Here is a 13804-nt window from a genome sequence, read left to right as displayed (position 1 = left end):
GCCCTGACCGTGAAGCAGGTGCCGCAGATCGAAACCGCCGATCTGGCCAAGATCACCACCGATGCCCTGGCTGGCCTGAGCGTGGCTGCCGTCACCGCCCTGACCTCCGACCAGGTGGCGAAGCTGACGACGGACCAGTTCAAGGCTCTGTCGGTGAAGCAGATTGCCGCCATCGGCACCGACGACATCGCTGCCCTGACCACTGACCAGGCCGCCGTGCTGACCTCTGCCCAGGTCGCCGCCCTGACGGCCAAGCAAGTCGCTCAGCTGGAAACGNCCTGTCGGTGAAGCAGATCGCCGCCATCGGCACTGACGACATCGCCGGTCTGACGACTTCCCAGGCGGCTGTGCTGACCTCTGCCCAGATTGGTGCTCTGACGGCCAAGCAAGTGACTGCCCTGGAAACGACTGATCTGGCTAAGGTCACCACCGATGCCCTGGCCGGTTTGACGGCAGTGGGTGTGGCGGCATTGACCTCTGACCAGATTCAGAACATGACCACGGATCAGATCAAGTCCTTCTCCACGGTGCAGATCGCGGCGATTCAGACGGCAGATATTGCCGGCCTGACCACCACCCAGATCAGCAATCTGACCACGACTCAAGTGGCTGCCTTTACCGCAGCCCAGATCAAGGCCATGACGACTGACCAGATCAACAAGCTGATGGCGGTCACGCCTCTGGCGCTGGATCTGGATGGCAACGGCGTGCAGACCCTCAACATCTCCGCTGGCGTCACCTTCGACCTGCGTGGTTTGGGTGAAAAGACTGCCGTGGGCTGGATCGGACCCAAGGATGGTTTGCTGGCGATCGACCTGAACCGCGATGGTCAGATCAATGATGGCCGCGAGCTGTTCGGTAGCGGTACCAAGCTCGCCGATGGCACCAATGCGGTGGATGGCTTCGAGGCCCTGAAGGCTCAAGACACCAACCACGACGGTGTGGTTGATGCCAAGGATGCTCATTTCGCCGACCTGCGCGTCTGGGTTGATGCCAACCAGGATGGTGTTTCCCAAGCCAACGAACTGCATACCCTGAAGGAACTGGGGATCGTCAAGCTCAACGTCAATGCCGACAAGGTGCTGGAAGGCAACAACGGCAACGCCATCGGCCTGACGGCCGGTTACGTGACCAGTGATGGCGCAACCCACGAACTGTCCGACGTCTGGTTCCAGATCGGTGCAGCCCAGAACCGTGTGATTGACCTGACTGCCCTGGATACCGCCACGGTTTCCTCCGGCAACCTGGGTCAGATCAACCTGGCCGGCAATGGCGGCGCGGGCGATGTGCTGATCGTCAAGGCCGAGGATGTGCTCAAGTTTGGTGCCACCGACCTGGTGACCAATGCCCAGACTGGCTCCGGCCACGTGCAGATGGTCATCAAGGGCGATGCTAACGATACAGTCAAGGTCCTCGAGTCCCAGGGCCATTGGAGCGACGGCGGTGTCACGGTGGTGGATGGGGTCACGTATCACATCTACAACCACGGCGACGCCCAGTTGCTGATTGGCAGTAACGTGCATCACGATGGCGTCTGATAGCATCGCGTAACAGAAACACCGGCCTTCGGGCCGGTGTTTTTTTTGGCAGTAACTGTTCTAATAGCTACCGGCTCAATTCTGGACTTACCTATGGCAATTGGCGCGTTGCTGCGGCGACTCGGGAAGGTACTTGGTCCCTCCCTGCCTCCTCCCGAACTGGGAGAAGATGTGCTTCCCCTGGATACAGAACGGCCGGTGCGCATCGGTCTCTGGGGACTGGCTATCGGATTCGGTGGCCTGTTGCTGTGGGCCGCCCTGGCTCCCCTCGATGAAGGCGTGCCGACCCAGGGTCTGGTGTCCATTGATACCAAGCGTAAAACCATCCAGCACTTGCTGGGAGGGCGCATTCGCGAGGTGTACGTGAAGGAAGGGCAATTCGTCGAAGCCAACCAGCTGCTGATGAAGCTGGAGGACGCGACTGCCCGGGCCGGCTACGAAGCTGTCCGACAGCACTATCTGAATTTGCGGGTTGTGGAAGGGCGTCTGCTAGCTGAGCAGGCCGGTTCCGAGAAGATCAACTTCCACGAAGACATTCTCAAATATGCCGATGACCCTGTCGTGCGCCAGCAGATGACCACGCAGGAGCAGTTGCTCCGCTCCCGGCGCATGGCTTACGAAGCCGAACAGCAGGCTATCAAGGAGGCCATCCGCGGACAGGAGGCCCAGGTCACGGGTTACGGGGGCATGCTGGATAGCCGCAAGAACCAGCTACAACTGCTGGAGAAGGAGCTGAAGAGTATCAGCGACCTGGTGCGCCAGGGATACATGGCGCGGACCCGCCAGCTGGAACTGGAGCGTAATGCGGCCGAGGTCAGTGCCATCATTGCCGACCTCAACGGTAACCTGATCAAATCCCGCCAGGGCATCGCTGAGGTAAAAATGCGGGCCATCCAGCGGCAGCAGGAATATCGCAAGGAAGTGGATACCCAACTTGCTGATATCGAGCGAGATGTGCAGATCGATGAAGACAAGCTGCGGGCAGTCGCCGAAGAACTCGACCATACCGAAATCCGCTCCCCTGTTGCCGGCCAGGTCGTGGGGCTGGCAGCCCAAACGGTTGGTGGCGTAGTACAGGCAGCCCAGCGGCTAATGGACATTGTGCCCGTGGATGAGCCGCTCCTGCTTGAAACCAAGGTGCCGCCCCACCTCATCGATCGGGTGAAAGTGGGTCTGCCGACGGATGTCCGTTTTTCCACCTTTGCCCATTCTCCCCAGCTCTTGGTGGAGGGGACCATCCAGTCGATCTCGGCAGATCTGATCACTGAAACCCAGCCCAACCCTTCCCAGCCGTCGGCCTACTACCTGGTACGCATTGCCATTTCACCAGACGGCATGAAGAAACTGGGCAATCGCAGCCTGCAGCCGGGTATGCCGGCGGAAGTGGTGATCAAGACGGGGGAGCGTTCGGTGCTGACCTACCTGCTGCATCCCCTGACAAAGCGGATTGCCGCGTCGATGAAGGAAGAATAGGCGCTCCAAACGAAAACACCGACCTCCGAGAGGTCGGTGTTGGCTGAGAAGGCACCGGAAGGTAGCTGGAGCGTAGAAGCCCACATGATGCCGCACCAGCGTGTGGTGCGGTAGTTGGGATAAGCAGGCAAAAGACCCCAGATTTTTTCCCTGGATTCAGGGGGTCACGTATTTACTCCAGGCCGCTGAGTTTGGCTTTGCGTTCCCGTTCGATGCGGGTGATGTAACGCTGAACCATGGTCAGCCGGGTACCGGGCAGGTCCACATATTCACAGCCAATACGGAGATACTGGCTGCCGGTCTTGGTGGTCACCGGAAAAGCGCTCCGTACGCAGAGCGCCGTGACCAGCGGCCCTTCTTCTGGCAGGGTGAACTTGCAATCCTTGAATACCGTATCTACCCGGAACGTGTCACCCAGGGTTAATGGAACCATCACCCCGATCCCGCCGCCACTGATATCCAACATATTGGCTTCGAGGGTCGTCTTGCTGCCATCGGCCTGAATGACGTCGATGGATACCTTGATGGGGTTGGCAATGGGCGTGGTGAGCCGGTAGTACTCCCGCCGTTGCAGGCGGAGTACGGTTTCCGGCAGCGTCCCGGAAAAGGCTTTGCGTCCATCAAAAGTGGTTTGGGTCAGACCTTTGAGGCTGAATTGAATCTTCACCTTGTCCAGGGTAGTGGTAAACACCAGCTTGTCGGCCTGGAGGGCGCGACGATTCATCTCTTCGTCACTGCCGTAATCGAAAATAAGGGTGTTGCCGTCGGTAGAGATGTGGTTGAGGGAGGTCAGCAGAAAGGCGTTTCCCCGGTCAAAATAGACCGTAACCATCGAGCCCTTTTGAACCAAGGCCTTGAGAACAAAAAGAATTTCTGCCCGGGAGTAAAGCAGGTAGCGACTGAAATTGTCGTCATGCTCTACGTCCAGGTGATTCGATGCAGTGCGGGCTTCCGGCTCTACGGGCGGGTTTGCCTTGTCAGTCATGATTTATCCGGGTTTCTCGGCAAGGCGGAAGTGTAAACAAAAGCGGCGACCAAGAGAAATCCTATCTTACGGTATTCACCGGGCTTATTCAGATGGCACGTTGAATAGTGGGGGCGGGGCAGCATCCCCTTGTTCCAGGCGATAGAGCCACGCCAGTAGTTCGGCAATGGCAAGGTAGAGTTGCGGGGGGATGCGCTCGTCGATATCGACCTGCATGAGCAGGGCAACCAGTTCTGGTGACTCGTGAACGAAAACCCCGTGTTCCCGGGCTTTTCCAATGATTTCCTGGGCAATGGCGCCCCTGCCCTTGGCCACCACGCGGGGGGCCACGTCGGTTTCCAGATAGGCCAGCGCCACGGCGCTCTTAATTTCCTTATTCTGGGCTGGGAGTGACATTGGGATCCACCGTGAATCCGGTGAGTTGAAGTCCGGCTACTTCCATGCGACCAACAAGGTGGGCGCGGCCCTGGCGTAATTGTTCGCGAGTAGCCGTGTCACCGGCACTCATGTGCAGAGACAGTTGCCGGTTTTGCAGGCCGATCTGGATGTCGACGCTGCCCAGATGCGGCAAATCCAGGTGTAGGCGGGTTTTCCAGGTGCTGGGGGCTTCGTCGCCATCGTCTTGGCGTTTGCCGTCTTCTTCTACCATTTCCCAGCGCATGTCCTGCCCGGGCCAAACCTGCCCCTGCCAGACATAAGTGTTGTTGGCCAGGGACTCCAACTGCTGGCGAACCAGAGGAGCAACTTCCGGCGTCAGGCTGCCGCCTGGGGTCGAGGTAGTAATCCGCACGGCAGGCTCTTCGCCCGCCTGAGCGCGCACCAAGGCTTCCGTACCGCTACCCGGGGTTGTCGTTGGATGCGTACCGACAGTTGTTGCTTGCGGGAGGGCTTCGCGAGGTGTCATGGCTGCCGTTTGGCCGGCTTGGGGGGGCAGGTTGCCTGCAGGGGATGAATTGGCTGGAGCCGAAGAGCTATTCGGAACGGATCTGGCCTGGGGCTCTTTCAACAGGTCGTTGAGATCGAACTGGCCAGTTGCCCAGCGGGCTTGATGTGCTTCGTAAAACAGCCCACTTTGGGCAACGGCCTGCTTAAGGGCCGGTGCCAGGGTTTCGGCACTGACCTTGCCATCGGTGAGTAAGGGCTGGTTGCCGTTGAGGGCGGTGGCCTGACCTTTGCCGCCTCGTGGGTTGTCCGTGAGTAGCTCGGCGATCAATTGGCCCGTACGGCTAAGGGATGTGGCGACGGAGCCTTCGGTGGAGGCCTCCTGGGCAGCCTTGGCGACAACGGCGAAGGCGGTACGACCATTGTTTTCGACGACTTCCATTTCCAGGGAGTCGCCGCTTTTTGCCGCAAAGGGGAGTGCCAGGGTGATTTCGCGCTGGCTGATCAGGGCTCGGTAAGTACCGTTGGGCAACTGGGCCTGAATCTCGGCCATGATGCGTTGCCCGGGGACCAACCCGGCCAGAATGTCGGTAGCCGCCCGGGAGGGCGTGACCGGCTGAACCCCCGTATCGGTAGGTTTGAGCCGGCCGAGGTTGAGGATGTCAGACGGGATCATGGCAAGGCCTACGGGCCCAGATAGGTGTTCTTGAGCCGGCGAGTGGTGGTCACGCTACTGAGCCGGTGCTCGATTTCTTCCATCCACTGCTGGGCCATGGCGCGGGTCTGGTTGTCCAGATCCAGGATTTCGCGGATCAATACTTCAGCGCGGGCCTTTTCAGGGCCCTGCAGGAGATCCGGATGGGCTTCCAGGGTCTGGCGCAAACGGGCGACGATTTCCCGGCGCAGCAATTCATTGTCCACCAGTGCGTCCCATTCTTGGGACTGGGCCAAGGCCAGCATTTCCCGGGAGCGGGAAAGGATATCGCCGTAAAGGGCCAGCACATCGCTACTGGTGGCAGACATATCAGGCCCTGCTAGCAATACTGCCGGAAGTGGTGGGGGGGGCGGCAGCCGCCGCCTCGTCAGCACCTTCCCGGGACTGGGCCAGGGTTTCCCAGGCGCCCAGGATTTCCGTCAACAAGCCACTAACTTCTTCCAGCAGGGCTGGGTCGTTTTTCAGATTTGCCGTACTCAGGCGCTGAATCATGTAGAGATACAGATCATTCAGGGAAACGGCAATTTCCCCGCCCTGATTGAACTCCAGCGCATTGCGCAGACCTTCGATGATATCGATGGCCTTGTTGATCAGGCGGGCCTTTTCCGCGATGTTCCGTCGTTCCATCTCGCCTTTGGCCGATGCGATGGCCGAAATGGCGCCTTCGTAGAGTAGAACGACCAACTGCACGGGGTTGGCGGTGGTGACCGCTGTTTCGACCTTGACCTGGGCGTAGGCCCGAACCCCTTGATTGAACATGTGTGCCCTTTCCGTGAAGCAGGGAGGCTATCTTAACCCAACTGGGACATCAGATAGCTGCTGGTGTTCTTCATCGTTCCAAGCAGGGAGTCCAGATTGGCATATTGACGGCGCAGACGGGTTTCCACGTTATCCAGGCGTACATTCTCCCGATCCATATTGGCGTCCAAGGTCTTGATGCGGGAGTTGAGGCCTTTGATACGCGAATCCACTAGCCCGTCGCTGTTGAGCATGTTCGAGGCGGCGCTGGATAGACGTTGGGCAAAGCCTTTGTCAGAGTCCGTGAACAGCGAAATCACATTGTCGGGTGTCTTTTCCAACGCCTTGGTGAAGGCGGCGCTGTCGAGGGAGAGGGTGCCGTCCTTTTTGAAGCTAATGCCAACCTGGGCCAGGTAGCTCAGATCGTTCCCGGCAATCTTTGCCGGAGTATTGAAGACATTCTGTAGCTGATAAATGACCGAGGTGGCCGAATTATCTGCTTCCAGGGTGCCGCCCTTCTGGTGCAGGCTGCTGACCGTGGCGGTGAGCTTGTTGTAAGCAGAAACGAAGTCATTGACCTTCTTGGTGATGGCTTCGGTATCCCGTGCCACCGTCAGGGTGAAGGGCTTGCTGCTGTCCGCAGCGACCAGATTCAAGGTCACTCCGTCAATCACGTCCGTGACAGAGTTAGTGGAGCGCTCAATGTCCAGACCGTTCACCGAGAACATGGCATTTTTTGCCGCCTGTTTGGTTTCATCGAAACCACCCAGGGCCGTTTTCAGGTCACTATCAATCACGACATCGTTGTCCGTGCCCTTGCCGGTGGAGGCAATCACCAGTTTGTATGAAGGCGCGGCTGAAGTTCCGGTATTGACGATGCTGGCCGAGGCCAGTGTCTGAGTGCTGGTCTTGCCGTCTGTCGTTACCGTGGCAGCATTGATCTTGTCACGGATGGCCTCAAGGGACTCCGTGCCGTTCAGGGTGATGTTGAAAGTCTTCTGGGTAGTGCCGGTACCGACGGTGAAATCAAACGTGCCGGAAACGGGAGGCACCATTGCCGCCTTCGGATCGGCAACGCCAGTCTGCATGGACTTGACGCCAGCCTGGGCCAGTTGGGTGACCTTGATATCATAGCTGGCGGGGCTGGCCGTGCTGGCAGCCGTCGCCGTTGCCAGGCTGGTATTACTGCTGGTGGCCTTGGCTGCCGAGAAATCCATGTTCAGCTTGAGTGCTGAAATGGCCGTGTTGAAAGCGTCCAGATCGCTCTTGACCTTACCGAAGGCGCTGAGTTGATCGTTGAACGTCTGCTTCTTTGTGGTAAGGGAGTTCAGCGGCTGGCGTTCAAGCTGCAACAGTTGCGACACCAGGCTGTTGACGTCGAGTCCCGAACCAATCCCTGCGCTTGAAATTCCCATTGCCGTTCTCCGTGAATATGCGTCCGGACGGTGCCGGATCAGGCACGCTCCTTAATGAGCAGGCCTTGCAGATCATTTAAATGCTTGGCGATAACAAGCATTTCTTGTGCCGGAATCTGCCGTATGACTTCTTTCGTTTTGACATCAATGAACTTGACGACATTCGAACCCGTATCGTCATCAACGGTGAATTTCAGATCGCTGCGCAAACCGGCGACAGCCTGATTAGCCTTGTGGACGGCGTCCTTAACGGCGTTCTTGTCTACGGGCTTGTCCTGCTCGACCCGATTGGTAGCTTCTGCCTGCACCGTCTTGCGTTCTGCCGCAGCGGCAACTATGCCTGCGGCAGTCGGAGTGGCGGCAGTAGCCTCGGTGACCGTACGGTTTGCTGTTTGCGGCGTATAGGCCGCAGCCGAATTCCCTTGTAAAGGTTGGATGCTCATTTTCCAGTTCCTTTATGCGGCTTAGCCGGGGAGGTTCGAGCTTGGCCCGATGCCTCCCCGGCTAATGGTGCTGCAGTCTGCGGAGCAGATTAACGCAGGAGGGTCAGGGCGCTCTGAGGCACGGTGTTGGCTTGTGCCAGGATCGCGGTACCTGCTTGCTGCAGAATCTGGTTACGGGTCAGCTGGGCAGTTTCGGTTGCGAAGTCCGCATCAATCAGACGGCTCTTGGAAGCGCTCAGGTTTTCCACGTAGTTTTGCAGATTGGACACCACAGCTTCGAAACGGTTTTGCACGGAACCGAAGGTTGCACGGATGTTGGCGATCTGGGCAATGTCGGCGTCCAGCTTGTTGATGGCTGCGGAGGCACCGCCGGAAGTGGTCACATTCACGGTACCGGTTGCAGCCAGGCTGCCGCTGTAGGTGTTCAGACCGTTAGCACCGTTCTGGGCCAGGTTAGAGGTCTTCACACTCACCTGGTTGTCGGCGGAGCCGCTGAAACCGACCTGGAAGGTAATGGTGCTGGCGCCGGAGAGCAGCTTGGTACCGTTGAACTCGGTGGTCTGAACGATACGGCTGATTTCCTGGGTCAGCTGGTCAACTTCCTTCTGCAGCTGGCTGCGGTTGGTGTCGCTGACGGAGCCGTTGGAGGCCTGTACGGAGATTTCACGAATCCGCTGCAGGTTGTTGGCGATCTGGCCCAGGGCGCCTTCGGCCGTCTGACCGACGGAAATACCGTCGTTGGCGTTACGGACAGATTGGTTGCCACCGCGGATGGCGCTGGTCAGACCTTCTGCAATGGCGGAGCCGGCGGCATCGTCCTTGGCGCTGTTGACGCGCAGACCGGAGGACAGGCGCTGCAGGGAGGTGGCCAAGGAGGCATTGGAAGTAGCCAGGTTCCGCTGGGCGTTCAGGGACGAAATGTTGGTATTGACGATCAAAGGCATGATTATCTCCTTGGTTCCGTTGATGATTTACCACGTTGGGTAAAGGTTCGGTGGCGAAGTGCGCCTCCTTTGAATCGTTTATCGGAGCGCGAGGAGAGAACTTTAGCCTTTTTTGAGAAAAAATTACCCGGAATAGGAAAAAGAAATGGGCGGGCAGGGGCGGGCAGAAAAAGAAAAAGGTGCCGATCCCCGGCTCCGCCAGTTACCGTGATTACGGTTGCTGGCGGCCAGCCGTTGAGCGGCACCGCAAAATATCTGGTAAGTGCTTGTTAATGCATTACTTCAGCAGCGTCAAGGCGGACTGCGGGATGGTGTTGGCCTGGGCCAGGATGGCCGTGCCAGCCTGTTGCAGGATCTGGTTACGGGTCAGCTGGGCCGATTCCGCAGCAAAGTCGGTGTCCATGATGCGGCTCTTGGAGGCCGTCAGGTTTTCTACATAGTTCTGCAGGTTCGAGATCACGGCCTCGAAGCGGTTCTGCACGGCACCGAAGGTGGAGCGCAGGTTGGCGATCTGGGCGATGTCGAAGTCCAGCTTACCCAGGGCGGCGGAAGCGCCGGCCGAGGAGGTGATGTTGATGGTGCCGGTGGCGGTCAGGCCGCCGCTGTAGCTGTTCAGGCCGGCGGTACCGACCACCGTCTGGGCCAGGTTCGAGGTGCTGATGGCTACCTGGTTGTCCGTCGAGCCGCTATAGCCGATCTGGAAGGTGATGGTGGCATTGCCGGAGAGCAGCTTGGTACCGTTGAATTCGGTGGTCTGAACGATACGGCTGATTTCCTGGGTCAGCTGGTCAACTTCCTTCTGCAGCTGGCTGCGGTTGCTGTCGCTGATGGAGCCGTTGGCCGCCTGCACGGAGATTTCACGAATCCGCTGCAGGTTGTTGGCGATCTGGCCCAGGGCGCCTTCAGCCGTTTGACCGACGGAGATACCGTCGTTGGCGTTGCGGATGGCCTGGGTGTTGCCGCGCACGCCGCTGGTAATACTTTCCGCCACCGCCAGGCCTGCCGCATCGTCCTTGGCGCTATTGACGCGCAGGCCGGAAGACAGGCGTTGCAGGGAAAGGCCCAGGGCCGCGTTGGAGTTGCTCAAATTGCGTTGCGCGTTGAGCGACGCAATATTGGTGTTGACGATGAGTGCCATTTTTAGCTCCTTACCAGAGAGGCAAAACAGTTTGATACGGCTAACGCCTCCAAGGGCGCTGCCGTTCTGGCTGTCTTAAAGCAACTGGTGTGCCATGTTCTAAAATGAACCTGGCCTGGAGCTGAATACACCCGGGAGAAGCCCGTATTTCGGGCATCTTTACATTTGAGAAATTTTTTCCTGAAACGCTGGAAGGGCCTGCTGCAGGTCCTCCGCCAAGGCTTGAAGGACCGGCAACCATTGCCCCGGCATTTTTTGCCGGTACAACTTGAGGTGTGGATACCAGGGGCTGCCGCTCCCCTCCTGTTGCCAGCGCCAGTCCGCATCCCGGGCCAGTAGCAGCCAGACCGGGGTGCCCAGGGCGCCAGCCAGATGAACGATTGCCGTATCCACCGCCACTACCAGATCCAGCTGGCTGACGATTGCCGCCGTATCGGCAAAGTCCTGGATACCGGCGGTAATGTCTTTCAGGGAAGCCGGCAAGCCGGCCGGCGCGGGAAGCTGCAGGCTGAAGAAGTCGGCCTCCAGCCCCAGCAGGGGCATCAAGGCGTCAAGGGAGCAGGAGCGCTGATGGTCGTTGCGGTGTAGGGGATTACCGGCCCAGACCAGGCCGATGCGGGGCCGTTGCCGGGGCCCCAGCCGTTCACCCCAGCGGGCCAGGTGCTCTACCGGGGCTTGGAGATAGGCCCCCTCCAGCAGCGGTGGGGTGCCCAGGCCCAGGGCAAAGGGCAGACTCATCAGGGAAAGATAACAATCACAGCCCCAGGCATCGGCCGGCAGATCGTTGCCCTGGGGAACGATGCGGTCGATGCCGGGCAGCTGGCCTTGTAGCAGCGGTATCAGCGGTGCCTGACATTCCAGGGTGACATGGGCGCCGCTGCCCTCCAGATAGCGGGCAAAGCGGACGAACTGCAAGGTGTCGCCCAGCCCCTGTTCGCTGCGCAGCAGCAGTCGCCGGCCCGGCAAGGGTTCGCCCTGCCAGCGCGGCAGTCGGTCGGAGAATCGGGTACGGGTACCGCTGGCCGCACCCCATTCATATTCCCGCCAGCCAGCTTCCCACTGACCCTGGCCGAGGAGGGAGATGGCGTAATTCCAGTGGGCCAGGGGGTAGTCGGGGGCCAGTTCCACCGCCTTGCGCTGGGCCTCCAGGGCCTCCTGGTAGCGGCCCATGGATTTCAGCACGTTGCCCAGATTGGTCCAGGTCACCGCCGACTGGGGTTGCAGGGCGAGCACCCGCTCGAAGCAGGCCAGAGCTTCCTCGCAGCGCCCCTGGCCCTGGTACAGGGTGCTCAGGTTCACCAGAGCGTCCACCTGGTCGGGATTCTTCGCCAGGGCACCGAGAAAGGCCTGCTCCGCCTCGGCCAGCTTGTTCTGGTCCAGCAGCACCAGGCCCAGGTTGTTATGGATGGCCGGCGCATCCGGTGCCAGCAGCAGGGCGTTGCGCAGGGACAGCTCGGCCCCTTCGTATTGGCCCAGTTGGCGGAAGATCTGCCCCAGGTTGTCGTAGGCCAGGGCGTTGGCCGGCTCCAGCGCCACCTGGCTCAGGGTCAGGTCCAGGGCCAGTTGCAGCTTGCCCAGGTGAAAGGCATTGACTGCCAGATTGGTCAGGACGGGGAGATGGTCCGGCACCAGGCGGTGGGCGGCTTCGTAGGCGCTAAAGGCACCTTCCCGCTGGCCCAGCCGATCCCGGCACATGCCCAGGTTGAAGTGGATTTGCCAGGCCTGGGGGGCCAGGCGGGCCGCTTCAGCAAAACACCGTTCAGCGCCGGCCACGTCGCCCTGGTTGAAAGCTTGCTCCCCTTGACGCAGCAGGCTGTCCACCCGGCTCATGGGGCGGGTTTCCACTGTGCCAGGGCGGCGGTGAGGGCCGCAATGGCGCCCTCCCAGTCGCCGGGCGCCGGTTGGCGGAACTGCCGCAGGCTGGGATACCAGGGGGAATCGTCCCGGCCCAGCAGCCAGCGCCAGTCCGTATCCCAGCGGTTGAGCAGCCACACCGGCTTGCCTAGGGCACCGGCGAGATGGGCGACGGCGGTATCGACGCTGATGACCAGATCGAGCTGCTCCACCAGGGCGGCGGTTTCAGCAAAGTCTTTCAACTCACGGCTGAAGTCGTGGATCGGCCATTGCGCCGCCAGAGGCGCCACCTGGGCGGCGGCTTCGTCCTTTTGCAGGCTGATGAAGGTCAGGCCCGGAATGGCGGCGAGGGGCAGTAACTGTCGCAGCTCGAGGCTGCGGCGGGCGTCCAACAGCACCGCGTCGGCCATGTGGCGGCGCTTGCCGCCGGCCCAGACCAGGCCGATTCTCGGGCCGCCGGGGAGGCCGGCCAGAAGGGCTTGCCAGCGTTGCCGCGCTGCGGCAGGGGCGTGCAGATAGGGCGTTTGCGCTGGCAGATCGTCCAAGCCGGTGTTGAACGCCAGGGGCAGGGAAAGCAGGTGGCAGTGCCAGTCCGTCTCCGGCACTGGCTCGCTTTCATCGACGAGGGCATCGATTTCCGGCAGTTCTTTGAAAAGCGGCTTGAGCGGTGCCTGGATGCGCACTGCCACCCAGGCACCCCGGGCCTTGAGCAGGCGGGCGTAGCGGATGAATTGCAGGGAATCCCCCAGCCCCTGTTCGCTGAGCAGCAGGATGCGCTGGCCAGCAATGGGCTCACCGCGCCACTGGGGCGTCGTCGGCCGGTAGATGACGCCCTGGATGTTGGCCTGGCGCCGATATTCGTAATCCGGCCAGGCTTCCCGCAGCTGGCCCAGGGTGAGCTGGACCAGGGCCCGGTTCCAGCGCGCCAGGGGATGCTCCGGGTCCAGGGCCAGGGCCTGGTCCAGGGTCGCCTTGGCGGCTTCCAGGGCCATGCTTTCCATCTGGGTGATGGCCAGGTTGCAGTAGCCCACGGCTTCCCGGGGGGCGACCCGGATGGCTTCGCGGAAGCTCGCCGCCGCGGCCTCCGGCGTGCCTTCCTTCATCTGGGCATTGCCCAGTTCCACCCAGGCCCAGAGCAGGTCCGGGGCCAGGCGGGTGGCCGTTTCCGCCAGCTCCCGGGCCACCGCGTACTCGCCAAGGTGGGAACAGAGGGAGGCGAAGGCCGTGTAGTTGCGCGGCTCCTGGGGGTTGCAGCCGAGGGCGGCGGTGTAGGCATCCACCGCATCGGGAAATTCCCGCAGCAGTACGAAACCGCTGGCGATGCGGCGCCAGGTGTCGTCATCGGTGGGCTGGAGCGCCACGGCTAGCAGCAGGTCCGCCTTGGCACTGGCGGCATCCCCCATGCGGATGCGGGTCAGGGCGGCTTCGATGCGGGCGTCCGTGCTATCGGGGGCGGCGGCCAGCACGCCCTGCCACAGCGCCAGGGCTTCGCCATGGCGTTGCTGGTCCCCCAGCAGGATGGCCAGGTTGTGGGCCGTGTCCAGGTGCTGGGGTACGACATCGAGAATCAGGCGGTAATGCGTTTCCGCCGTGGCCCGGTCGCCCTGCTGCTGGGCCTGGACGGCCTTGGCAAAGCAGGCGGAAAGGGCTTCCGGGGTACGGGGAGGGAGCGTCATCGT

General features: G+C 60.8%; 14 protein-coding genes. 3 read left to right on the top strand and 11 right to left on the bottom strand.

The features are described 5' to 3' along the window. From AZSI13_RS00130 to AZSI13_RS00120, 3 genes are all read left to right on the top strand, one after another. The coding region (locus AZSI13_RS00130; protein ID WP_165833251.1) for a hypothetical protein at window positions 1–288 on the top strand (288 nt) is incomplete at its 5' end. Beyond that, window positions 285–1538, top strand: a complete 1254-nt coding sequence (locus AZSI13_RS00125; RefSeq protein ID WP_109039160.1) for a hypothetical protein — start codon at window positions 285–287, stop codon at window positions 1536–1538. The genes AZSI13_RS00130 and AZSI13_RS00125, both read left to right, overlap by 4 nt. A 171-nt stretch (window positions 1539–1709) precedes the next feature. Further along, window positions 1710–3011: an HlyD family type I secretion periplasmic adaptor subunit gene (locus AZSI13_RS00120; RefSeq protein ID WP_235609578.1), complete on the top strand. Its 1302-nt coding sequence runs from the start codon at window positions 1710–1712 to the stop codon at window positions 3009–3011. Window positions 3012–3183: 172 nt separating this feature from the next. Here the strand turns inward: AZSI13_RS00120 and AZSI13_RS00115 are convergent, their stop codons facing one another. The 11 genes from AZSI13_RS00115 to AZSI13_RS18110 form a co-directional block, all read right to left on the bottom strand. Further along, a complete protein-coding gene (locus tag AZSI13_RS00115) occupies window positions 3184–3996 on the bottom strand; it encodes a flagellar brake protein (protein WP_109039158.1) in 813 nt (270 codons plus the stop codon). An 84-nt stretch (window positions 3997–4080) separates the two neighbouring features. Continuing rightward, window positions 4081–4392, bottom strand: coding sequence for an EscU/YscU/HrcU family type III secretion system export apparatus switch protein (locus AZSI13_RS00110; RefSeq protein WP_109039157.1), 312 nt, complete (start codon window positions 4390–4392; stop codon window positions 4081–4083). Further along, window positions 4370–5554 carry a flagellar hook-length control protein FliK gene (locus tag AZSI13_RS00105; RefSeq protein WP_109039156.1) on the bottom strand — a complete coding sequence of 395 codons (1185 nt, stop codon included), beginning with the start codon at window positions 5552–5554 and terminating at the stop codon, window positions 4370–4372. The genes AZSI13_RS00110 and AZSI13_RS00105 overlap by 23 nt, the downstream gene beginning before the upstream one ends. Before the next feature lie 8 nt (window positions 5555–5562). Further along, the gene (locus AZSI13_RS00100) at window positions 5563–5901 is read right to left on the bottom strand and encodes a flagellar protein FliT (RefSeq protein WP_109039155.1); all 339 of its coding nucleotides are present in this window, start codon (window positions 5899–5901) and stop codon (window positions 5563–5565) included. Between the two features lies 1 nt (window position 5902). Continuing rightward, on the bottom strand, window positions 5903–6352 hold the full coding sequence (gene fliS / locus AZSI13_RS00095; protein ID WP_109039154.1) for a flagellar export chaperone FliS: 450 nt from the start codon (window positions 6350–6352) through the stop codon (window positions 5903–5905). A gap of 32 nt (window positions 6353–6384) precedes the next feature. Then, window positions 6385–7746: a flagellar filament capping protein FliD gene (gene fliD, locus AZSI13_RS00090; protein WP_109039153.1), complete on the bottom strand. Its 1362-nt coding sequence runs from the start codon at window positions 7744–7746 to the stop codon at window positions 6385–6387. Between the two features lie 38 nt (window positions 7747–7784). Continuing rightward, complete coding sequence (locus AZSI13_RS00085) at window positions 7785–8189, bottom strand: flagellar protein FlaG (RefSeq protein ID WP_109039152.1); 405 nt, start codon at window positions 8187–8189, stop codon at window positions 7785–7787. Between the two features lie 89 nt (window positions 8190–8278). Next, window positions 8279–9133: a flagellin gene (locus AZSI13_RS00080; RefSeq protein ID WP_109039151.1), complete on the bottom strand. Its 855-nt coding sequence runs from the start codon at window positions 9131–9133 to the stop codon at window positions 8279–8281. 277 nt (window positions 9134–9410) lie between these two features. Beyond that, a complete protein-coding gene (locus tag AZSI13_RS00075) occupies window positions 9411–10271 on the bottom strand; it encodes a flagellin (RefSeq protein WP_109039150.1) in 861 nt (286 codons plus the stop codon). 159 nt (window positions 10272–10430) lie between these two features. Beyond that, on the bottom strand, window positions 10431–12101 hold the full coding sequence (locus tag AZSI13_RS00070) for a tetratricopeptide repeat protein (RefSeq protein ID WP_109039149.1): 1671 nt from the start codon (window positions 12099–12101) through the stop codon (window positions 10431–10433). Then, entirely contained in the window at window positions 12098–13801 is a 1704-nt protein-coding gene (locus tag AZSI13_RS18110) for a tetratricopeptide repeat protein (protein ID WP_165833250.1), read from the bottom strand. Before AZSI13_RS18110 ends, AZSI13_RS00070 begins: the two co-directional genes overlap by 4 nt. Between the last annotated feature and the right edge of the window lie 3 nt (window positions 13802–13804).

It is taken from the genome of Azospira sp. I13 (assembly GCF_003112695.1).
Lineage (GTDB): Bacteria > Pseudomonadota > Gammaproteobacteria > Burkholderiales > Rhodocyclaceae > Azospira.
The sequence above is the reverse complement of the archived record's forward strand: the minus strand, read 5'-3'. Positions and strand labels throughout refer to the sequence as shown.